A 20340-nucleotide genomic window follows, 5' to 3' on the forward strand; every position below is an offset into this window, starting at 1 on the left:
CCCACCTTGAACGGAACTGATTCTCATGACTGATGTACTTTCTCGCCGCGATCTCGATTTCCTGCTGTACGAGTGGCTCGACGTGGTCGCACTGACCTCGCGTAAACGCTTCGCCGAACATTCGAAGGACACCTTCGACGCGGTGCTCGACCTCAGTGCGGACCTTGCACACAAGCATTTCGCCACCCACAACAAGAAGGCCGACGCGCACGAGCCGACCATGCGCCCGGACGGCACCGTCGAGATGATTTCGGAGGTCAAGACGGCGCTCGACGCTTACGCGGCGGCCGGTTTGATCGCCGGGGCATTCGACGAGAGGGTCGGCGGGATGCAGCTGCCTACCACGGTGGCGCGGGCGGCGATGGCCTGGTTTCAGGCGGCTAACGCCAGCACCTCGTCCTATCCGTTCCTGACGATCGCCAACGCGAATTTGCTCGCCGAGTACGGCACCGAGCAGCAGATCGACGACTACGTCCGTCCGATGCTCGAGGGCCGCTGGTTCGGCACCATGTGCCTGTCCGAGCCGCAGGCCGGATCCTCGCTGGCGGACATCACCACCCGCGCGGTACTGCAGGAAGACGGCAGCTACCGGGTCACCGGAACCAAGATGTGGATCTCCGGAGGCGACCACGAACTCACCGAGAACATTGTGCACCTGGTGCTGGCGAAGACACCGGGTGGCGGCCCCGGTGTCAAGGGCATCTCGCTGTTCATCGTCCCGAAATACCTTCCCGGCGCCGACGGTGCCGCCGGCGAACGCAACGACGTCACTTTGGTGGGCCTCAACCACAAGATGGGCAACCGCGGCACCACCAACACCCTGCTCGCTTTCGGCGACGGCACCCACACCCCCGGTGGGAAATCGGGTGCGGTCGGTTTCCTGGTCGGCGAGGAACACCGCGGCCTGTCCTACATGTTCCACATGATGAACGAAGCCCGGATCGGTGTCGGGTTCCTCGCGATCGCCCTCGGCTACGTGGGATACTGCAAGTCGCTCGAATACGCGACGGTGCGGACCCAGGGCCGCTCTCTCGGAGCCAAGGACCCCTCCTCGCCGCCGGTGCCGATCATCGAACACGCCGATGTCCGCCGCATGCTGCTGGCCCAAAAGTCCTACGTCGAGGGCGCGCTCGCGCTCGGCCTCTACTGCTCGCGGTTGGTGGACGAACACGACACGGCCGACGATGCGGCCACCGGAGACCAGGCGACGTTGCTCCTCGACGTGCTGACCCCGATCGCGAAGAGCTGGCCATCGCAGTGGTGCCTCGAGGCGAACAGCCTCGCGATCCAGGTGCACGGCGGTTACGGCTACACCCGCGACTACGACGTCGAACAGTACTACCGCGACAACCGATTGAATCCGATCCACGAGGGCACGCACGGGATCCAGGGGCTGGATCTGCTGGGCCGCAAGGTGATCATGCAAGACGGTGCCGGGCTGCGGTTACTCGGATCGAAGATCGCCGCCACCGTCGCGCGGGCGCGGTCTCTCGGTGGCGATGCCACCGGTTACGCCGACGCCCTCGACACCGTCTGGAACCGGGTCGTCGACATCACCGCCGCCTTGTGGGCGGCCGGTGATGCGGCGGCTGCGCTGGCGAACTCGTCGGTCTATCTGGAAGCCTTCGGGCACACGGTCATCGCGTGGATGTGGCTCGAACAGCTCATCGCCACCGAGGGTAAGAGTGGTGACTTCTACGACGGAAAGCGCATGGCAGCCCGCTACTTCTACACCCACGAGCTACCCAAGGTCGGCCCCCAGCTCAATCTGTTGGCCAGCGGAGACCGGACCACTCTCGACATGAAAAACAGCTGGTTCTGACCCAGGAGGCATCACATGAGTGTGCTCGAGAAGTTCCGCCTCGACGGCCGCGTCGCCATCGTCACCGGCGCCTCGTCCGGCCTCGGTGTGGCCTTCGCTCAGGCCCTCGCCGAGGCCGGCGCGGACATCGTCCTCGCGGCGCGCCGTGTCGACAAACTAGACGACACAGCCGCACTTGTCCGTGCCACCGGCCAGCGGGCACTGCCGGTGGCTACCGACATCGCTGATCCGGATCAGTGCGCGGCTCTGGTCGACGCGGCAATGACCGAGTTCGGCCGCGTCGACGTTCTCGTCAACAACGCCGGCGTCGCTACCGCCCACCCCGCCACCCGCGAAACCCCGGACCAGTTCTGCTCGGTGATCGACATCAACCTGGGCGGCTCCTACTGGACCGCCCAGGCGTGTGGGACGGTCATGCAACCCGGCAGTTCCATCGTCAACATTTCCAGCGTCCTCGGGCTCACCACCGCCGGTCTGCCCCAGGCCGCCTACAGCGCCAGCAAAGCCGCAATCATCGGTCTGACCCGAGATCTCGCCCAACAGTGGGGCACCCGCAAGGGAATTCGCGTCAACGCGCTCGCCCCGGGCTTCTTCGCCTCCGAGATGACCGACCAATATCACGACGGCTACCTCGACAGCCTCGCGCCTCGGATGGTGCTCGGGCGCACCGGCGATGCTGCCGAACTCGCCGCCACCCTTGTCTGGCTCGCCTCCGACGCAGCCGGGTACGTCACCGGACAGACTCTTGCGGTCGACGGCGGCATGACCATCACCTGACCGAACGGCGCGCTTTCGACATGCACACCACCCGCTGATCTCCTCACTCTCCGCGAGAAGGTAACCATGCCCACCACAATCGACGACGTCGACGCCCTCCACGGACTGCTCGGACAGCAACTCGCAAGTAGCGACTGGTTCGACATCACCCAAGACCGGGTGAATACCTTCGCCGACGCCACCGACGACCACCAATGGATCCACGTGGATGTCGAGCGCGCCAATAGCGAAAGCGCCTATGGCGGGCCCATCGCCCACGGTTACCTCACGCTGTCGTTACTCAGTGCCATGTTCTCGCAGGTCTTCGAGGTTCGGCAAGCGTCGATGGCGGTGAATTACGGTCTGAACAAGGTCCGATTCCCTGCTCCGGTTCCGGTCGGGTCCAAGGTCCGACTGAGCGCGGAGCTGATTACCGTCGAAGACATCGCCGGCGGCATCCAGATCGTCCTCCGAGCAACAGTGCACTGCAGCGCAGTGGACAAGCCAGTGTGTGTGGCCGAACCGGTATTCCGGTTCTATCGCTGAGTCGCTCGAGGCCCACAAACTCGAACCGACATACTCGCGGGGAATATCGGGACAATGTTTGAGCTGGGACTGTCAACGCTGGAATCTTTGGTGGATCCAAATCTGGCAAGGTACACCGGCCGCACGGACGAACACTCAATTTCGATGAAGTACCGAATAGCTCTCGCCCCCAACAGCGGCGAGGTGGTCATGCTCAGCCCACGGTGGCCGTGCGACCTCTCACTGGAAGGTTCCGGGTCAATGGGAACTGGCTCCGTCATCCTGGCGACTGTTATCGGCTGACAACGCGGAGGGAAGCCGATCGGCCCGGGTGGTGGTGGCGGTTGTCGCGTGTTCGACGCGTATGGAGGGGTACCGGTTACACGCTGCACCGCCTGCGCGGCGTCGTCCGGGTGTCCTCGGCGTCGGTCCTCTGCCTCCATTACACATAGCGGCTCCTTACGCCGTGTATCCACCGTCGACGTCGAGTTTCTGTCCGGTGATGAACCCCGCACGGTCACTCGCCAGGAAACACACGGCCTCGGCGATGTCCGTGGCCGTGCCGAAACGGCGAAGCGGGATGCGGCTCATGGCCACGTCGAGGGCGCGTTGGTCGAGATCGGCTGACTGGATCAGGCGCTGCGCCATTCCGTCGGTGAGCATGCCCGGGCCGACCGAGTTGAAACGGACCCCGAAGCGGCCCTCCTCGGCCGCGAACCCCTTGACCAGTTGCTCGACAGCACCTTTGGTGCCTGCCGAGAGGCCGTCGCGGACGGGGTAGCGGCTGGTGGCAGCGGTCGTGACCGCGACCACGGAACCTGCGGATTCCCGTAGGGCAGGGAGGGCGGCGCGGACGACGGTGAAGAACGCGACAGCCTCTTGTTCGAGATGGACGGCGTAATCCTTCGGCGTGATCTGCGACAGGTGGACCATCGGAATGTGCGGTCCCGCTGCGTGAATCAGGACGTCGAGCCCGCCGAAGTGCTCAACCGTCTGCCGAACAACCTCGGCGACGCGAAGTTCGTCGACGAGATCCGTGGAGAAGGCGGCACAGGTGACACCGGTCTGCTCGAGTTCGGTCACCAGGTCGGCCGCGACATCGGCGTGGGATCGGTAGGTGATGGCCACGTGGTGCCCGAGGTCCGCGAGCCGCCGCGCCACGGCGGAACCGATGCCACCCGTGCCGCCGGTGACCAGAGCGGACCGTCGCCGCGGGGGAGCGCTGTTGCCGGGTGCCGCCATAGGGACTCCAATGATCGGGTACGAGCCACACCAACCTAGCAACTGCTTGGTCGCGCTGCGAACCGAGCGACCGCGCAGCGAACCGAGCGACCGCGCAGCGAACTGAGCGACAGCGCAGCCTTGCCTCGCTATCGGGCAACTCTCTGCGGACCTAGCCTGAATCCATGTCCGCAGAACGCGCTGAGTCCTCGCATGCCGCCGTGGAACCGCACGGCCCCACACTGGCCGGTCGCCTCAACTGGTTGCGTGCCGGGGTTCTGGGAGCGAACGACGGCATCGTGTCCACCGCCGGTCTTGTGGTCGGTGTCGCGGCGGCCACCACCGAGCGGTCGGCGATCTTCACTGCAGGGTTCGCCGGTCTGGCGGCCGGCGCGGTGTCCATGGCTCTCGGCGAGTATGTGTCGGTGAGCACGCAGCGCGACACGGAACGGGCGTTGCTGTCGAAGGAACAACAGGAACTTTCCGAAACCCCGACTGCCGAATTCGAAGAGCTCGTGGAAATCTATCAGCGAAAGGGGTTGCAGGAAGACACTGCCCGCACGGTGGCCCGCGAACTCACCGAACACGATGCGTTTGCCGCGCACGTCGACGTCGAGTTGGGTCTCGATCCGGACGAACTGACCAATCCGTGGCAGGCCGCCGGGTCTTCGGCGCTGTCCTTCACTCTCGGTGCCGCCATTCCCTTACTGGCGATTCTTCTCACGCCGGTGCACCTGCGCGTCCCGGTGACTTTTCTGGCCGTACTGTTTGCGCTGGCCCTGACCGGGTCGGTGAGTGCGACTCTCGGCGGTGCTCGGCGGACCCGCGCCGTCCTGCGGGTGGCGCTCGGCGGCGCACTCGCCATGGGGGTGACCTATGGCATCGGTCAGTGGGTGGGGACCGGCATCACGTAGCGCCGGACGAGTCTCAGCTTCGACAGATCATGACCGGAGTGGTGGCGTGGTGGAGCAGGTTCTGGCTCGTCGATCCCATCAGCGCGCCCAGCAGTGGGCCACGGCCATGGCTGCCCACGACGATCAACTGGGCGTCGGCGGCGTGCTGCAGAATGACGTCCGCGGCGGCGCCCTGCTGAGCCACCTTCGTCACGGAGACGTCCGGGTACCGCTCCGACTCTCCGGCCAAGCCCTCCGACAGGACGGCGGCTTCTTCCTGTTTCACTGCGTCCCAGTCGACGAGCATGCCGGTGCCGCCCGCTCCGAATGTCGGGGAGCCCTGCCAGGTGTGGACCGCAACCAGGGGCGCGCCGAAAAAGGAGGCGAACTCGAATGCATGCGACACCGCTTCGCGGCTGAGTTCGCTCCCATCGACTCCGACCACGACGGGACGCCCGTCCGGCGCCGTCACGTCGCCGCGCAGAACGACGACCGGGCACTCCGCACGATTGGCCACGTGCAGCGCGGTCGACCCGAGGAGAACTGAGCGGAACGCGCCTGCTCCGGTCGAACCCAGCACGATCAGCCGCGCCCAGTCGGCGGCTTCCAGCAGCGCCGTGCCCGCCGGCCCGGGACTGATCGTCGTCTCGATGGTGAGATCCTCATAGTGCTGCCCCAGTAGGTTCTTCGCGGTGTCGACGATGGCCTCGCCGTCTTCTCTCAATTGGCTGAGAAACTGTGATTCCAGCATGATCGACGCCGGGCTGTACAGCGGGCCGTCCTGCGGCAGCGCGTGGACGAGTGACAGTGTGGCGCGCCATTTCGCTGCTACTGCGGCGCCCCACGTGGCGGCGGCCGTGGACGCGTCGGATCCGTCGAGGCCGACGACGACGGAATGGCTTGAAGAGGTGCTCACGTCTGGTTCCCTTCGTCGGGCTGTACTCGTCCGGTCTCCACAGTGCCTTATGTGTGTACTTTGCGGACCCACCTCCGGCAAGTAACGGACTCGTCACGACACGGCGACGGATCGGCGTCGAAACTTCGGAATTCCGAAGATTCACCTGTCACAACACAATAGTCGTACACCTGTACTTTACTTCTGCCTCAGAGGTATCGGGAGGAGGTCACAAAGGGGAGAAGCCGACCCATGTCCGCGAGCGCGGAGAGGAAGGACTCAGCATGACCACGTGCCACATCGAGAGGCGCACCCTGGGCTGGATTGCCACGATCGGCGCAGCCGTGACGGTTCCACTGGGCCTGAGCGCCGGTGTTGCGTCTGCCGCACCGCACAACTGGGACGCCGTCGCCGAATGCGAAAGCGGCGGCGACTGGACGATCGATACCGGAAACGGCTACTACGGGGGCCTGCAATTTCTGCCCGAGACCTGGAAATCCCATGGCGGAAAGGGAGACCCGTCCGAAGCGAGTCGAGCGGAACAAATCCGTATCGCCGAAAAGGTGCTCCAGAGCCAGGGGGTCGGCGCGTGGCCGGACTGCGGCCAGTACCTGACAGACCCCGTCGAGGTGCCGGAAACCAACGAGCTGCCGGAAACGCCGGATGTGGGCGAGGTGCCGGAAGTGAGCGAGGTGCCCGAAGTGGCTCCGACGTCCCCTGTGCCCGAAGTGGCTCCGTCGTCGCCCGAGGATCTCACTCCCTCCGAGAAAGCGGCCGCGGTGAAGGCGGCTGCCCAGGAGGCTCTGGACAGTGCCCGCCGCCTCGCCGAGCAGAACGGATCCGGTCAGGTTCTGGAGCAGAGGGTGGCGGCCTCGCAGGAGTAGTTCGACGTCCCTGCGCTGAGTGTCATTGCGCCGGCGGGGTAGACGCCGGCCACATCAGGGTCCGCTCACTGACGAACCGGCGGTGTGCACCCGACAAGGGATCGGTGAATTCCACCGAGCGTGCGAGTAGGCGCAGTGGAGTCGAATAGTCGTCCCCGGCAACATCATAGAAGTCAGGGTAGAAATTGTCACCGAAAATTGGGATGCCGAGTGCACTCATGTGCAACCGCAGCTGGTGCGTCTTGCCGGTGTGCGGGAGCAGTCGATAGCGCGCGGCACTATCGCGGATTTCGAGCAGTTCGATGCGACTCTCGCTGTTCGCGGGCCCCTCCGTCTCGAAAGCCTTCAAGACGCCGCGTTGCTTGACGATGCGGCTGCGGACCGTTGCGGGAAGGGTCAACTCGGGGTCGTGGCGGGCAAGCGCCTCGTACTCCTTGCGCACTTCCCGTCGATCGAACAGCGACTGGTAGTCCCGCCGGACCTCGCGTCGCACGGTGAAAATCAGAACTCCTGCAGTGAGACGATCCAGCCGGTGCACGGGCGTCAGGTCGGGAAGTCCGAGACTCCTGCGCAACCGTACGAGTGCGGACTCGACGATGTACGCGCCTCGCGGTGTGCTGGCCAGGAAATGGGGCTTGTCGGCGACGAGCAGATTCTCGTCGCGATGAAGGATCTCGATCTCGAACGGCACCCGCGATTCCACCGGAGGATCCCGGTAAAGATAGACATCTCTGCGCGGGACGAACACCGTCGACTCGGTGACGGGGTGCCCCCGCTCGTCGACCACCTCCCGCGCGGCCACCTTCTCGCGGAGCCGTGTTTCGTCGTGAGGAAAGCGGCCGACGAGGTACTCGAGGACGGTGGGCCACGGTCCGTCGTCGGGCGTCCTCAGCCGCGTCGGGTTGAGGCCGTCACGAATGGGAAGCGGGGCGTCGGGCACACCGTCGACGGTAGTGCAGCTTGTCTGTAACTCGGCGTTGACCTGGCGCGAACCCATGGCTACTATCCGGTAAGTTTGTGACGCGGGCCACCCTGGCCGCTGAGGCGCGTCATCGGGAAGTTCACGGGGGTTCTTAGGTGATCGTGCGTCGCTGGGCGTTTCGACCAGGTGTATTGGCAGTCTCGGTAGCAATGTCCATAGGACTCGCTGTAGCGCCCACGGCGTCCGCTGACCCGACCGGAGGACCCGCAGCCGCACAGTGGCTGGCTGCCGTCGATGCACCGCCGGCCTACCCGGTCGTCGCCATCGACTGGGACGTGCCCATCACGATGAGCGACGGGACCGTGCTGAAGGCGAACGTCTATCGGCCCGCCGACGCGGCAGGCATTCCGGTCGACACCAAGATGCCCTCGGTTCTCAATGTCACGCCGTATACCAAGTTGATCGGCAACGTCGTCGACTCCGTGCTCGCGGTCCCGGGGCTCGAAGACACCGTTGTCGACCTGGTGAATTCCTACAACCTCGCCGGGACGCCGTTCGACGGCATCACCGAGGCCGCGAAGGTTCTGTCAGGCGGCGGCATGCGCGTTTTCGGTGTCAACCGCGACCTCGTGCAGAACGGATACACGCAGGTGGTCGTGGATGCGCGGGGCACCGGCTTCTCGCAAGGCGAATGGCAGGCACTCGGCCCGGTCGAGCAGCGCGATTCCGTCGAGGTGATCGATTGGATCAGCAAGCAGAGCTGGTCTGACGGCCGAGTCGGGATGGGCGGCGTGTCCTACTCGGGCATCAACTCCCTACAGGCCGCGGGTCATCAGCCGCCTGCCCTGAAGGCGATCTTCCCCACCGAACCCGGAAACGATCTGCTCCGCGACATCGTCGGGACCGGCGCCGGACTGGGTGTGGGTTTCATGCCTCTCTGGCTCTCGCTGGTGAACGGTCTCAAGTTCGTTCCGGACGTGCAAGCGCTCGCGCAGGGCCGCTTCGACCAGACCTGGCTTCAGGATCGGCTTCGTGATCCCCTGACGCTGTTCCCGGCTCTCCTCGAGGCCATGACAGCGCCCACCGTGAACGACCTGGATCCCGGCACGCTGCGGGTAGCGCAGGATGGGGAGTTCTACGAGGAGCGCAAAGCCCGGGTGGACAACATCGAGGTGCCGACGATGCTCTACGGCGCGTGGCACGACATCTTCGCCAACAGCGAGCCCCGGGTCTACAACGACATCCCCCTGCCGCCGGGCGAGAAGCAGCTGATCATGAGCGACGCCTACCACATCAACTTCGGTGGTGGGTTCGGGGAGCCGGGCGCCCCGCCACGCCTCGACGTTCTCGAACGCGCTTGGTACGACAAATGGTTGAAGGGTGTTGACAACGGAATCGACGCCTACGGCCCGGTCACGCTGTATCAGCAGGGCAACGGATGGACCACTACCGATTCGTTCCCCCGGGCCGGCGTCGACTACCAGCGGATGTATCTGTCGAACGCGCCGAGCGGCACGGCGGGGCACGCTGCGCACGACGGCAGCCTCGTCCCGGCGCAGCCCGCCGATTCCGCGAATCTCACGGTGGCGCCGGGCCTGCGGGCACTGTGTTCGCGTGACGGTGCCCAGGGCACGGCCGGGGCGGCCGTGATCTTCGGATCGGCATGCACCAAGGACTCCCGTTTCAACGAGGCTGAAGGCCTCACATTCACCAGCGCTCCCGTCACCCGGCCCACCGAGTTGTCGGGACCCGTCAACCTGCATCTCGAGACGGTGCTCGACGCCACCGACGGCTTCTGGGCGGTCACACTCAACGACGTCGCGCCCGACGGTACGTCGACGACCTTGACCAATGGGGCGCTCACTGCGTCGATGCGTGCGGTGGACGATGCGCAGAGCACGAAGTCTCCCAACGGCGACTACACCGAACCGCATCACTACCTGACGGTGGCGGCGCGCCAGCCCCTCGTTCCCGGGGAGGTCACACCCGTGGACATCAACTTCGTGCCCACGGACGCTGTCCTGGCGCCCGGACACCGGTTGCGTGTCGACGTGTACGCGAGCAGCTTTCCGCGTTATCTGCCGCTCGGACCGATGCTCGCGGACAGCCAGTTGAAGCAGCAGCATGTCCGGTTGTCGCCGGACAGGCCGAGTTTCGTCAACCTCCCGCTGGTCGGAGCAACGGCGTGGTGACGGGTGTTGGCCGCGTCCCGACTTCCGTAGGGTTGCTCTCATGACCAAGTGGACAGCAGCGGACATCGCGGATCAGCAGGGCCGGACGTTCGTCGTCACGGGTGCCAACAGTGGATTGGGGGAGGTGGCTGCGCGCGCACTCGCCAAGGCGGGCGCCCACGTCGTCCTCGCCTGCCGCGACACCACGAAAGGCGACGCGGTCGCGCGCACCATCGGTGACAACGCCGAGGTCCGCCGACTCGACCTCGCCGATCTGGCTTCGGTGCGGGACTTCGCCGCGGGCATCGGTTCGGTCGACGTGCTGGTGAACAACGCCGGAGTGATGGCGGTTCCCCGGCGTAAGACTGTCGACGGCTTCGAAATGCAGATCGGCACAAACCATCTAGGCCATTTCGCGCTCACCGGACTGCTACTCGCCAAGATCACCGACCGAATTGTCACGATGTCGAGCACCGCACACAAGATGGGATCCATCGACCTCGACGATCTCAACTGGGAAAACCGCAAGTACAACCGGTGGAGCGCGTACGGACAGTCGAAACTCGCGAATCTTCTGTTCACCTACGAGCTACAGCGCAGACTCGCCGCGGCGGGGTCATCGGTCAAGGCTGTGGCCGCGCATCCCGGTTACGCATCGACCAATCTGCAGGCCCACACCGAGTCGGTACAGGACAAGCTGATGGCCGTCGGTAACCGAATCTTCGCGCAGTCAGCGGAGATGGGTGCTCTGCCCATGCTGTACGCGGCCGCCGTTCCCGATGTGGCGGGCGGTAGTTATCTCGGGCCGGACGGGCTGTTCGAGCAGCGTGGCCACCCGAAGGTGGTCGGTTCCAATGAGAAGTCGCGGGACGAGAAGACCGCGGGTGCCTTGTGGTCGCTGTCCGAGAACCTGACGGGCGTCGAATACACCTTCGCGTGACCGACGCCCGCCGGTAGGTTCAGTCCTCGGTGACGTCGAGGGTGACCTCGACATTTCCCCGAGTTGCGTTGGAATACGGGCAGACCTGGTGCGCCTTCTCGGTCAATTCGAGAGCCTCGTCCCGCGAGAGGTGGGGCAGGGACACTTCGAGGGTCACGGCGAGACCGAAACCGCCGCCATTCGCCGAGCCGATTCCGACGCGCGCACCGACCGCCGAGTCGGTGACATCTGCCTTGGCCTGGCGGGCCACCATCTGCAGTGCCGAGTGGAAGCACGCGGCGTAGCCGGCGGCGAACAACTGCTCCGGGTTGGTGCCGTTGCCCGAACCGCCCATCTCGACGGGGATGGCAAGGTCGAGATCGAGTCGGCCGTCCGAGGTGCGGGCGCGGCCGTTGCGGCCCTCTCCGGTGGCGAGGGCTTCGGCGGTGTAGAGAATCTGCACGGGATTACTTCCTTTTCAGGGGATCGGTTGCGGTGTACTGGTGTAGCGATTCGGTGAGACGACTCAAGGTGTCGCGGAGGGCGACGAGCTCGTCGACGTCCATACCCGTCGAGCCGGCCAGTGCGGCCGGAATGCCCACGGCGGAATGCCGCAGCTGGTTCCCGGCCTCGGTGAGGTGGATACCGACCCGCCGCTCGTCGGCCGAGTCGCGACGACGCTCGACCAACCCGAGAGATTCGAGTCTCTTGAGTAGCGGCGAGAGGGTGCCGGTATCGAGATTCAGGGCGTCGCAGATGTCGCGCACGCCGCGGCCGTCCCGTTCCCACAGCACCAGCAGAACCAGGTACTGCGGGTACGTCACGCCCAACTTCTCGAGCAGCGACCGGTAGGTGGCCGTCATGGCCCGCGATGCCGAGTAAAGGGCAAAGCACAACTGGCGGTCGAGGGTGAGAGGGTCGGTCACCCCAGAATGATTGCACACAACTTAATTGTGCGCAACAAAGATGGGTGCGGCTTTTTCTCTTGGCGACTGCGCTTAGACTGTCGCCAGTGACACGGGGTGCTGCCCGGCGAAAGCTGGGCGGCTGAGAACACACCCGTCGAACCTGAACTAGGTAGTGCTAGCGAAGGGATGTCGCGCCGACCGCTGATGCGTGCGGTCGTCCGGCGTTCCTCGCGGCCGGACGAAAGGTGCGCAATGCAGATCGACAAGCAGATCGTTCTCGTGACCGGGGGTGGACGCGGCCTCGGTTCCGCCATCGTGCGCTCGTTCGCCGAGCAGGGCGCACGGGTGGTGGTGAACTACCGTCGTAGCCGAGACGCGGCCGAGGAGCTCGCAGCGGAGGTGGGCGACGGGCAGGCCATCGCGCTACAGGCCGATGTCACGAACCGCGAACAAGTGGACGCCCTGTTCGGCGCGGCGGCAGACCACTTCGGCTCACCGATCACCACCGTGATCAACAACGCGCTCGCCGATTTCTCCTTCAACGGCGACGCCCGCGACAAGGCCGACACCATCTCGTGGGACGCCTTCGACGCGCAGCTGCAAGGAAGTGTCAAGGCGACTCTGAACACTACGCAAGCCGCGCTACCGGGCATGCGCTCCATCGGCTTCGGTCGCATCGTCACCATCGGAACCAACTTGTTCCAGAACCCCGTGGTTCCCTACCACGATTACACGGCGGCCAAGGCTGCAGCACTGTCACTGACCCGCACGCTCGCCGCCGATCTCGGTCCCGACGGCATCACGGTGAACATGGTGTCGGGCGGGCTGCTGCGCACCACGGACGCCAGCGCCGCCACTCCGGACGAGGTGTTCGACCTCATTGCGGCGAGTACGCCCCTGCAACGCGTCACCACTCCGGAAGAATTCGCCGACGCGGTGCTGTTCTTCGCCTCTCCGTGGTCGCGTTCGGTGACCGGCCAGAATCTCGTCGTCGACGGGGGATTGGTCAAAGACTGATGGCAGCACGTAAACAACTGCACCTCAACGCATTTCTTTTCGCCTGCGGACACCACGGCGCCGCCTGGCGGCACCCGGCGTCGCAGGTGGAACGGCTCACCGACATCGCCTACTACGAAGAGTTGGCGCAGACCGCAGAACGTGGCTGCTTCGACGCCGTCTTCTTCGCCGACGGACACTCGGTGCGAGACCCCGCCGCCGGCGGACTGTGGTTTCTCGAACCGCTGACGGCGTTGTCGGCGATGGCCCGGGCGACGGAGCGAATCGGGCTGGTCACCACCGTGTCCAGCACCTTCTACACGCCCTTCCACGCCGCCCGGATGCTTGCGTCGCTCGACCACATCAGTGGTGGCCGGGCCGGGTGGAACGTCGTGACCTCCATGTTCGACGCGGAGGCCCGTAACCACGGACTCGAGGAAATGCCGCCGCACGACGAGCGGTACTCGCGCGCCGCCGAGTTCGTCGACGTGGCACTCGCGCTCTGGGATTCATGGGACGCGGACGCGTTGGAACTCGACCGGGGCGGGGTGTTCGCCGACCCGGCGAAGGTCGCCCCGATTCATCACCGCGGCAAGCATTTTCTGGTGGACGGCCCGCTGAACGTGCCGAGGTCGCCGCAGGGGCGTCCCGTCCTCTTCCAGGCCGGTGCCTCCGAGCAGGGCCGCGACCTGGCGGCCCGCTGCGCCGAGGGAATCTATGCCGTGGCGTACGACCTCGAATCCGCTCAGAATTACTACCGAGACGTCAAGCGGCGCATCCGTGGTGCGGGCCGCGATGCCGACGCCGTGACCGTGATGCCCGGTCTCGTCACCTACGTCGGATCGACCACCGAGGAGGCACACAGGAAGAAGGCCGAACTCGACGCCCTGCTGCCGGTCGAACAGTCGATCGCGCAACTGTCCCTGTTCACGCACCAAGACTGCAGTGAGTGGGAACTGGACGCGCCCGTCCCCGACCTGCCACCGCTCTCCGAGTTCACCGGACCGCAGGGCCGCTACGACACCATCCTGCGCATCATCGAGAAGGATCGGCCCACGGTCCGCGCGCTGCTGGGAACACTGGCCGCCGGTGGTGGGCACTGCACGATGATCGGCACGCCGGAGTCGATCGCCGACGACATCGAACGGTGGTTCCACGGAGGTGGCGCCGACGGCTTCAATCTGATGCCGCCGATCTATCCGGACGCCCTCACCGACTTCGTCGACGAGGTCGTTCCCGTACTGCAGAAGCGCGGACTGTTCCGGACCGAGTACGAGACGGCGACGTTGAGGGAACATCTGTCTTCGCCACCACAATGAACACAACCTTCTCTACGTCCGTAACAGTGACTGTGAGCGCCCGCTCGATCAACACTTGCTGTTGTCGCGATCACATTGCGACTTTCGAGGTGCGGACGAGGAGTGGCAATGCTGGTAGCACTCGGCTTTCTGATGGTGGCCGTGTTCATGTTCTTGATCATGTCCAAACGGGCCACCCCAGTGGTCGGGCTGATTGCCGTCCCGGTCGCGTTCGGTATCGCGGCCGGGGCCGGTTTGGGTATCGGCGACATGATCACCGACGGGATCAAAGCGCTGGCGCCCACTGCGGCACTGCTGTTCTTCGCGATCATCTTCTTCGGGATCATGATCGACGTCGGGCTCTTCGACCCACTGGTGAAGGTGATTCTCAAGCTCGTCCGCAACGATCCCATGCGGCTCGTCGTCGGCACGGCAGTCCTGGCCATGGTGGTGTCGCTGGACGGTGACGGGTCGACGACCTTCATCATCGTCACCTCGGCACTGCTCCCGCTCTACCTGAAACTGAAGGTGAGCCCCGTCGTTCTCACCGTCGTCGCCGGTCTATCGAACGGTGCGATGAACATCATCCCGTGGGGTGGGCCGACCGTCCGAGCTGCTGCGGCACTCGGGATCTCCCCGTCCGACGTCTTCGTGCCGATGATTCCTTCGCTCGTTGCCGGACTGGTCATCGTGCTGCTCTTCGCCGTGCAGCTCGGCTACTCCGAACGACGACGCATCGGCACCCTGGTTCTCACATCCGAGCGTCTGCTCGTCGGCGCGGGATCCTCGCGAACTCGGGTGGGTTCCGGCGGCGCAGACGGTGGCAGCGGCAACGCAACCGGCGGTTCCGGAGATTCCGGGTCGGACGACGGGCTCGACGGCTTCGTCGACGGACTGGACCCCGAGCGGCCGACGCTGCGACCGAAGCTGTTGTGGTTCAACGCTGCTCTGAGCGTGGGTCTGCTGGCCGTGCTCGTGATGGACGTCCTGCCCATCCCGGTGCTCTTCATGGTGGCGGCATCGATCGCCTTGATGGCGAACTTCCCCCGCGTCAAGGAGCAGCAGGAAGCCATCACCCGGCACTCGTCGAGCATCGTCTCGGTGGTGGCGATGGTGTTCGCCGCAGCCGTGCTCACGGGAGTCTTCCAGGGCACGGGCATGGTCGAGGCAATGGCGCAGTGGTTGCTCGAAATCATCCCGGCATCGCTCGGACCGCACCTCGCCGTCATCACGGGTGTCCTGAGCCTGCCCTTCACGTTCTTCATGAGCAATGACGCCTTCTACTTCGGTGTGATGCCGGTGCTCGCCGAAACCGCGTCCACCTACGGCATCGAGCCCGTCGAGATGGCCCGCGCTTCGATCACCGGACAAACCTTCCACATGCAGAGCCCGTTGGTCCCGGCCATCCTGCTGCTCGTCACCCTCGCGGGGGTGTCGCTGGCCGACCACCACAAGAAGGTGCTGTGGCGCGCCGCGCTGGTGTCGCTGACCATGCTGGTGGTCGGTGTTCTCGCCGGTCAGATTCCCTGGTAGTCGTCAGTCTCAGTCGTCCGTGTCGGTGGCGGGCCCCTCCGGGGTCGCGCCACCTTCGCCGCTCCAGTCCGCACCCGAACCCTTGTCGTCCTCCGCGGGATCGGACACCACGTCTTTGTGGGCACCCGACTTGCCACTCTCCGTACTCGTTGTCGCCGGGCCGGGTGTGTTCTCGTGCTGCTCGGTGTCCTTGTGCGTCATGTCCGACGGTTACCCACACGGCCGCATGTTCAAAAATCGGGAGCTCGTCTGCCTCCGATTTCCGCGGCGGCCAGGCATACTGATCGAAACTCGATCCCTCCTGGTGAGGCGGTGTCTTCGTGGTGGATCCCGAGGTATTGGTGGTCGGAGCGGGTCCGGTAGGACTGACTGCGGCGATCGAACTGCGCAGGCGCGGCATCTCCTGCCGCATCATCGATCCGCTCCACGAGCCGCCGCAGTACGCCAAGGCGGTGGGCATCCAACCCCGGACCCTCGAAGTGTTCGAAGGTATGGGCGTGCTCGGGCGAGTACTCGACGCGGGGGTTCCATTCCGTGGGCAGATCCTCTACGTCGACGGCGTCGAGGTCGGGCGAATGGAGTTGGCCTTGCCCGCGGATGTGCCGTTCGGGTTCATCGGGCTGCCTCAGTACGAGACCGAACGCATACTCACCGAACACCTGGCCTCCCTGGGCACCAGGGTCGAGCGCGGAATCGGCCTCGTCTCGTTCGAACAGGACGAAGGCGGAGTGGTCGCCACAGTGAGCGGGGACGGCGGAGGGACCATCCGATCGCAGTACCTCGCCGGATGCGACGGCGCGCACAGTGTGGTGCGCAAAGGTCTCGGTCTCACGTTCGAGGGCGGCGCCTTCGCCGAGCAGTACATGCTCGGTGACGTCGAAGTGGACTGGTCGTTGCCGCGCGGCTACAACATTCGTTCGGTCCGCCGCACGGAGGACGGACCCGACGATGTCCTCGTGTGCATTCCCTTGCCCGGTCGTCGTCGGTACCGGATGTCGATGCTGGTGCCCGCGGAACTGTCGAACACCGGCGCCTCGGCCGGCGACAACATTCGGCACGGATTCGAGTCGGGGCCCACGCCGCAACTCGGGCACATTCAGGCCGTACTCGACAGGCTGGCTCCCGAACCGGCCCGGGCATCGAACCTTCGGTGGTCCTCCGTGTTCCGCATCAGCCACCGCATCGTCGACTCCTACGGACGTGGACGCGTGTTCGTTGCCGGCGACGCCGCCCATATCCACCCGCCCACCGGGGCGCAGGGCATGAACACGGGGATCCAAGACGCCCACAACCTGGCATGGAAGCTTGCGCTCGCCGTGTCCGGAGTCGCGGCCCCCGACTTGATGGACAGCTACGACCTCGAGCGGCGGCCGATCGGCGAGGAGGTCGTGGGTCGCACCATCCGCAGCGCCCGGGAAGGGATCGGCGCGGGTGCTTCGGACCCCGAACTGGTCATGCGCCGCGAAGCGCAGCTGCTCATCGACTACGGCGACAGCCCTATCGTGACCCGGACCGAGGACGCGACCACGCTGCGGCCCGGTCAGCGAGCGCCCGACGCGCGTGGGTTGACCCGCGCCGCCGTCGCATTCCCGATCCGGCTGTTCGGGTTACTGGGACGCGACCGGCACACATTACTGCTGTACGCCGACGACTCGGTCGACGCGCGGGGTCTGGCCGTGCTGGAGGCTGCAGCGGCGTCGGCCGGAACCGCGGCCCACGGCCTGCTCGACACCTATCTGATTGCAACTCCGGGTGCCGAGGTCGGTGAAACGATTCTTCCGCTCGTGCGGGACGACGCCGGCGAATTCGCCGCGGCCTATAGCGCCGAGGGTTGTGCGGCGTACGTCGTCCGTCCGGACGGCTATCTGGGCTTCAGGATGGCGCCCGTCTCGATCGAGGGTCTCGCCGAACACCTGAAGTCGACTTTCCGCTGACCCCGCCGGGAAGAGAGGGTCGCTGTCCGGTGTTGTAGGAAGTTCCGCTCGCCGGGCGGCTTTCCCTGCATATGACGGCCATCACAATGAAACGCCCCCGGCTGCGGGAATTGATCGGAGCACTGGCACGTTAGTTGAGTGAGTAACGCTCAACTTCTTAGGAGGCTTCGGAATGCCAGCATTCTTCGGGCCGGAGGGCCCTGGTCGCATCGACATCAGCCGTCTCATGAGCCGCTCCACCCAGGAACTCATGGCAGCGGCCGCGCGGTTCGCCGCCGGTCGCGGTGACTCCGACCTCGATGCACTGCACGTTCTGCGCGTCATGGCCGAACAAGACCCGGCCAAGACACTGATGCAGCGAGCGGGTGCCGACGTGTCAGCCGTGTCGGACGCCGTGGAACTGCGTCTTCCGCAGGGCCGGAACTCGTCCGGATTCGCCGTGCCCTCGCTGAGCGGTGCGCTCAAGACCGCGCTGCTCGAGGCGCATCAGCTCGCCCGCGCTCTCGGGTCGACGTACATCGATCCCGAGCACCTGTTCCTCGCGCTCGCCGCAGATCAGGACCATGCCGCAGGCCGCCTGCTCGCCTCGGAAGGCGTCACCCCGGAGCGTCTACAGACCGCCATCCAAGGCGGGTCGGCCGAGCAGGCGCCGGACTCCGACACTCCCACCCTCGACAAGTACGGTTTCGATCTCACCGAACGTGCCCGCAGCGGCGGCGTCGACCCGGTGATCGGCCGGGCCGACGAGATCGAACAGACCATCGAGATCCTGTCGCGGCGGACCAAGAACAACCCCGTCCTCGTCGGTGAGGCGGGCGTCGGCAAGACGGCGATCGTCGAGGGCCTGGCTCAGCGGATCGTCGACGGCGACGTACCCGACCGTCTGACCGGTAAGCGCATCGTGCAACTCGACCTGTCGAGCATGGTGTCGGGAACGCGATACCGCGGCGACTTCGAGGAACGCCTCACCAAGGTGATCGACGAGATCGCCGCCCACAAGGACGAGTTGATCGTCTTCATCGACGAGGTCCACACCATTGCCGGCGCCGGTGGCGGAGCCGAGGGTGCGATGGATGCCGGAAACATCCTCAAGCCGAAGCTCGCCCGCGGTGAACTGCACATCGTCGGTGCCACCACCCTCGACGAGTACCGCAAGCACATCGAGAAGGATCCGGCTCTCGAACGCCGATTCCAGCCGGTCACGGTGGCGGAGCCGAGCATCGAGGACGCAGTGGCCATTCTGTCGGGTCTCCGCGACCGGTACGAAGAGCACCACGGCGTGCGCTACACCGACGGCGCCATCACCGCCGCCGTCGAGCTCTCTGCCCGGTACATCGGTGACCGCTTCCTGCCCGACAAGGCGATCGACCTGATCGACCAGGCCGGGGCCCGGCTGCGGCTGCGCATGCCGAGCGTCGACGTGGAGGCTCTGCGGAAGCAGGTGGAGGAGTTGGAACAGGCCAAGAATCAGGCCGTCGCCGACGAGCAGTACGAGAAGGCGTCGGGACTGCGTGACCAGATCACGAAGCTGCAGGCCCGCATCGGTGGCAAGGCCGACGCGTCGGACATCACACCGGACGTGACCGCCGAGCAGATCGCCGAGGTCGTGTCGCGGTCGACGGGAATTCCCGCGAGCCAGATGACCCAGGAGGAGAAGGAACGCCTCCGCCGGCTCGAAGACGAACTGCACCGGCGGGTCATCGGGCAAGACGATGCCGTGCGGGCCATCGCCCGGGCGGTGCGTCGCAGCCGGACCGGTATGAACGATCCCGACCGCCCCGTGGGCAGCTTCCTGTTCCTCGGCCCGACCGGTGTCGGCAAGACCGAACTGGCGAAGGCTCTGGCCGCCACCCTGTTCGGTGACGAGAACAAGATGCTGCGACTCGACATGAGCGAGTTCGGTGAACGGCACACGGTCAGTCGCCTGGTGGGTGCCCCTCCCGGATACGTCGGCTACGGCGAGGCGGGACAGCTCACCGAGCAGGTCCGGCGCAACCCGTACTCGGTGATCCTGCTCGACGAGATCGAGAAGGCGCACCCCGACGTGTTCAACACGCTGCTGCAGGTGCTCGACGACGGACGGTTGACCGACGGTCAGGGCCGGACGGTGGATTTCAAGAACACCGTTCTGATCATGACCAGCAACCTGGGGTCCGACATCATCTCCAGCAAGTCGGGCGGACTGGGCTTCGCCACCGGTGACGCCGAGGCGTCGGAGAAGCCGCTGCGAGACCGGGTGATGGGCCGGCTGCGCGAGTCGATGCGGCCGGAATTCCTCAACCGGATCGACGAGATCGTGATCTTCCGCAAGCTGGACACCGAACAGCTGCACCGGATCACCGACCTACTGTTGGACGACAGCCGGAAGCGGCTCGAGGCCAAGGGCATCGAGATCTCGTTCAGCGACGCCGCGGTGGACTGGATTGCCGAACACGGACACCAGCCCGAGTTCGGGGCACGCCCCCTGCGCCGGTCGATCCAGCGTGCGGTCGACGACCGGATCGCGGACCTGCTGCTCGACGACATTCTCGTCGAGGGTGGCAGCGTGACGGTCGGTGTCAACGACGACGAGCTGGATCTGGTCGTCGGCTGAGCCCGTGTGAGTGGCACAGTATGCTTCGGCCTACTGTGCCACTCACGTGTGTGCTGGGAGCCCCTAACCC

The 20340-nt window shown here is 65.6% G+C and carries 18 protein-coding genes and 1 riboswitch; of the genes, 12 read left to right on the forward strand and 6 right to left on the reverse strand.

Features of this window, described 5'->3' with window-relative positions; translation table 11 throughout:
• The first annotated feature begins 25 nt into the window (after positions 1-25).
• From CBI38_RS06210 to CBI38_RS06220, 3 genes are all read left to right on the forward strand, one after another.
• The gene (locus CBI38_RS06210) at positions 26-1822 is read left to right on the forward strand and encodes an acyl-CoA dehydrogenase (RefSeq protein WP_109327289.1); all 1797 of its coding nucleotides are present in this window, start codon (positions 26-28) and stop codon (positions 1820-1822) included.
• Positions 1823-1837: 15 nt separating this feature from the next.
• On the forward strand, positions 1838-2599 hold the full coding sequence (locus CBI38_RS06215; protein WP_109327291.1) for an SDR family NAD(P)-dependent oxidoreductase: 762 nt from the start codon (positions 1838-1840) through the stop codon (positions 2597-2599).
• Between the two features lie 66 nt (positions 2600-2665).
• Positions 2666-3124: a MaoC family dehydratase gene (locus tag CBI38_RS06220; RefSeq protein WP_109327293.1), complete on the forward strand. Its 459-nt coding sequence runs from the start codon at positions 2666-2668 to the stop codon at positions 3122-3124.
• A gap of 438 nt (positions 3125-3562) precedes the next feature.
• Here the strand turns inward: CBI38_RS06220 and CBI38_RS06225 are convergent, their stop codons facing one another.
• Positions 3563-4345, reverse strand: coding sequence for an SDR family NAD(P)-dependent oxidoreductase (locus tag CBI38_RS06225; RefSeq protein ID WP_109327295.1), 783 nt, complete (start codon positions 4343-4345; stop codon positions 3563-3565).
• A 164-nt stretch (positions 4346-4509) separates the two neighbouring features.
• On the opposite strand from CBI38_RS06225, the gene CBI38_RS06230 reads away from it, so the two are divergent.
• Entirely contained in the window at positions 4510-5238 is a 729-nt protein-coding gene (locus CBI38_RS06230; RefSeq protein WP_109327297.1) for a VIT1/CCC1 transporter family protein, read from the forward strand.
• A gap of 13 nt (positions 5239-5251) precedes the next feature.
• Here CBI38_RS06230 and CBI38_RS06235 read toward each other — a convergent pair whose 3' ends face one another.
• Positions 5252-6133 carry a universal stress protein gene (locus CBI38_RS06235; protein WP_109327299.1) on the reverse strand — a complete coding sequence of 294 codons (882 nt, stop codon included), beginning with the start codon at positions 6131-6133 and terminating at the stop codon, positions 5252-5254.
• A gap of 263 nt (positions 6134-6396) precedes the next feature.
• On the opposite strand from CBI38_RS06235, the gene CBI38_RS06240 reads away from it, so the two are divergent.
• Positions 6397-6996 (forward strand): transglycosylase family protein, encoded by a 600-nt coding sequence (locus CBI38_RS06240; protein WP_109327301.1) that lies wholly within the window; start codon positions 6397-6399, stop codon positions 6994-6996.
• Between the two features lie 22 nt (positions 6997-7018).
• Here the strand turns inward: CBI38_RS06240 and CBI38_RS06245 are convergent, their stop codons facing one another.
• Entirely contained in the window at positions 7019-7993 is a 975-nt protein-coding gene (locus CBI38_RS06245) for a pseudouridine synthase (protein ID WP_418328318.1), read from the reverse strand.
• Positions 7994-8127: 134 nt separating this feature from the next.
• Between CBI38_RS06245 and CBI38_RS06250 the strand changes: the two genes are divergently transcribed.
• Positions 8128-10110 carry a CocE/NonD family hydrolase gene (locus CBI38_RS06250; RefSeq protein ID WP_109327303.1) on the forward strand — a complete coding sequence of 661 codons (1983 nt, stop codon included), beginning with the start codon at positions 8128-8130 and terminating at the stop codon, positions 10108-10110.
• A gap of 40 nt (positions 10111-10150) precedes the next feature.
• Complete coding sequence (locus CBI38_RS06255) at positions 10151-11029, forward strand: oxidoreductase (RefSeq protein ID WP_109327305.1); 879 nt, start codon at positions 10151-10153, stop codon at positions 11027-11029.
• A gap of 19 nt (positions 11030-11048) precedes the next feature.
• Here the strand turns inward: CBI38_RS06255 and CBI38_RS06260 are convergent, their stop codons facing one another.
• A complete protein-coding gene (locus CBI38_RS06260; protein WP_109327307.1) occupies positions 11049-11471 on the reverse strand; it encodes an organic hydroperoxide resistance protein in 423 nt (140 codons plus the stop codon).
• Between the two features lie 4 nt (positions 11472-11475).
• Positions 11476-11934, reverse strand: coding sequence for a MarR family winged helix-turn-helix transcriptional regulator (locus CBI38_RS06265; RefSeq protein WP_109327309.1), 459 nt, complete (start codon positions 11932-11934; stop codon positions 11476-11478).
• Between the two features lie 82 nt (positions 11935-12016).
• Positions 12017-12120: riboswitch (TPP riboswitch) on the forward strand.
• Positions 12121-12168: 48 nt separating this feature from the next.
• Here CBI38_RS06265 and CBI38_RS06270 point away from each other — a divergent pair.
• The 3 genes from CBI38_RS06270 to CBI38_RS06280 all read left to right on the forward strand — a co-directional run bounded on the left by CBI38_RS06270 (position 12169) and on the right by CBI38_RS06280 (position 15743).
• Positions 12169-12933 (forward strand): 3-oxoacyl-ACP reductase, encoded by a 765-nt coding sequence (locus tag CBI38_RS06270; RefSeq protein WP_109327311.1) that lies wholly within the window; start codon positions 12169-12171, stop codon positions 12931-12933.
• The gene (locus tag CBI38_RS06275) at positions 12933-14231 is read left to right on the forward strand and encodes an LLM class flavin-dependent oxidoreductase (RefSeq protein ID WP_109327312.1); all 1299 of its coding nucleotides are present in this window, start codon (positions 12933-12935) and stop codon (positions 14229-14231) included. Before CBI38_RS06270 ends, CBI38_RS06275 begins: the two co-directional genes overlap by 1 nt.
• Positions 14232-14339: 108 nt before the next feature.
• Complete coding sequence (locus tag CBI38_RS06280) at positions 14340-15743, forward strand: CitMHS family transporter (protein WP_109327314.1); 1404 nt, start codon at positions 14340-14342, stop codon at positions 15741-15743.
• Between the two features lie 9 nt (positions 15744-15752).
• Here CBI38_RS06280 and CBI38_RS06285 read toward each other — a convergent pair whose 3' ends face one another.
• Complete coding sequence (locus tag CBI38_RS06285; RefSeq protein ID WP_109327316.1) at positions 15753-15944, reverse strand: hypothetical protein; 192 nt, start codon at positions 15942-15944, stop codon at positions 15753-15755.
• Positions 15945-16063: 119 nt separating this feature from the next.
• Here CBI38_RS06285 and CBI38_RS06290 point away from each other — a divergent pair, with 119 nt between their 5' ends.
• Entirely contained in the window at positions 16064-17677 is a 1614-nt protein-coding gene (locus CBI38_RS06290; protein WP_109327318.1) for an FAD-dependent monooxygenase, read from the forward strand.
• A 172-nt stretch (positions 17678-17849) separates the two neighbouring features.
• Complete coding sequence (locus CBI38_RS06295) at positions 17850-20270, forward strand: ATP-dependent Clp protease ATP-binding subunit (protein WP_109327320.1); 2421 nt, start codon at positions 17850-17852, stop codon at positions 20268-20270.
• Positions 20271-20340: the final 70 nt, after the last annotated feature.

It is taken from the genome of Rhodococcus oxybenzonivorans (assembly GCF_003130705.1).
Lineage (GTDB): Bacteria > Actinomycetota > Actinomycetes > Mycobacteriales > Mycobacteriaceae > Rhodococcus_F > Rhodococcus_F oxybenzonivorans.

Excerpts from the sequence above, each read along its gene's own strand:
- CBI38_RS06210 (WP_109327289.1), top strand. The coding sequence starts at position 26 with ATGACTGATGTACTTTCTCGCCGCGATCTCGATTTCCTGCTGTACGAG.
- CBI38_RS06215 (WP_109327291.1), top strand. The coding sequence starts at position 1,838 with ATGAGTGTGCTCGAGAAGTTCCGCCTCGACGGCCGCGTCGCCATCGTC.
- CBI38_RS06220 (WP_109327293.1), top strand. The coding sequence starts at position 2,666 with ATGCCCACCACAATCGACGACGTCGACGCCCTCCACGGACTGCTCGGA.
- CBI38_RS06225 (WP_109327295.1), bottom strand. The coding sequence starts at position 4,345 with ATGGCGGCACCCGGCAACAGCGCTCCCCCGCGGCGACGGTCCGCTCTG.
- CBI38_RS06230 (WP_109327297.1), top strand. The coding sequence starts at position 4,510 with ATGTCCGCAGAACGCGCTGAGTCCTCGCATGCCGCCGTGGAACCGCAC.
- CBI38_RS06240 (WP_109327301.1), top strand. The coding sequence starts at position 6,397 with ATGACCACGTGCCACATCGAGAGGCGCACCCTGGGCTGGATTGCCACG.
- CBI38_RS06245 (WP_418328318.1), bottom strand. The coding sequence starts at position 7,993 with ATGGGTTCGCGCCAGGTCAACGCCGAGTTACAGACAAGCTGCACTACC.
- CBI38_RS06250 (WP_109327303.1), top strand. The coding sequence starts at position 8,128 with ATGTCCATAGGACTCGCTGTAGCGCCCACGGCGTCCGCTGACCCGACC.
- CBI38_RS06255 (WP_109327305.1), top strand. The coding sequence starts at position 10,151 with ATGACCAAGTGGACAGCAGCGGACATCGCGGATCAGCAGGGCCGGACG.
- CBI38_RS06270 (WP_109327311.1), top strand. The coding sequence starts at position 12,169 with ATGCAGATCGACAAGCAGATCGTTCTCGTGACCGGGGGTGGACGCGGC.
- CBI38_RS06275 (WP_109327312.1), top strand. The coding sequence starts at position 12,933 with ATGGCAGCACGTAAACAACTGCACCTCAACGCATTTCTTTTCGCCTGC.
- CBI38_RS06280 (WP_109327314.1), top strand. The coding sequence starts at position 14,340 with ATGCTGGTAGCACTCGGCTTTCTGATGGTGGCCGTGTTCATGTTCTTG.
- CBI38_RS06285 (WP_109327316.1), bottom strand. The coding sequence starts at position 15,944 with ATGACGCACAAGGACACCGAGCAGCACGAGAACACACCCGGCCCGGCG.
- CBI38_RS06295 (WP_109327320.1), top strand. The coding sequence starts at position 17,850 with ATGCCAGCATTCTTCGGGCCGGAGGGCCCTGGTCGCATCGACATCAGC.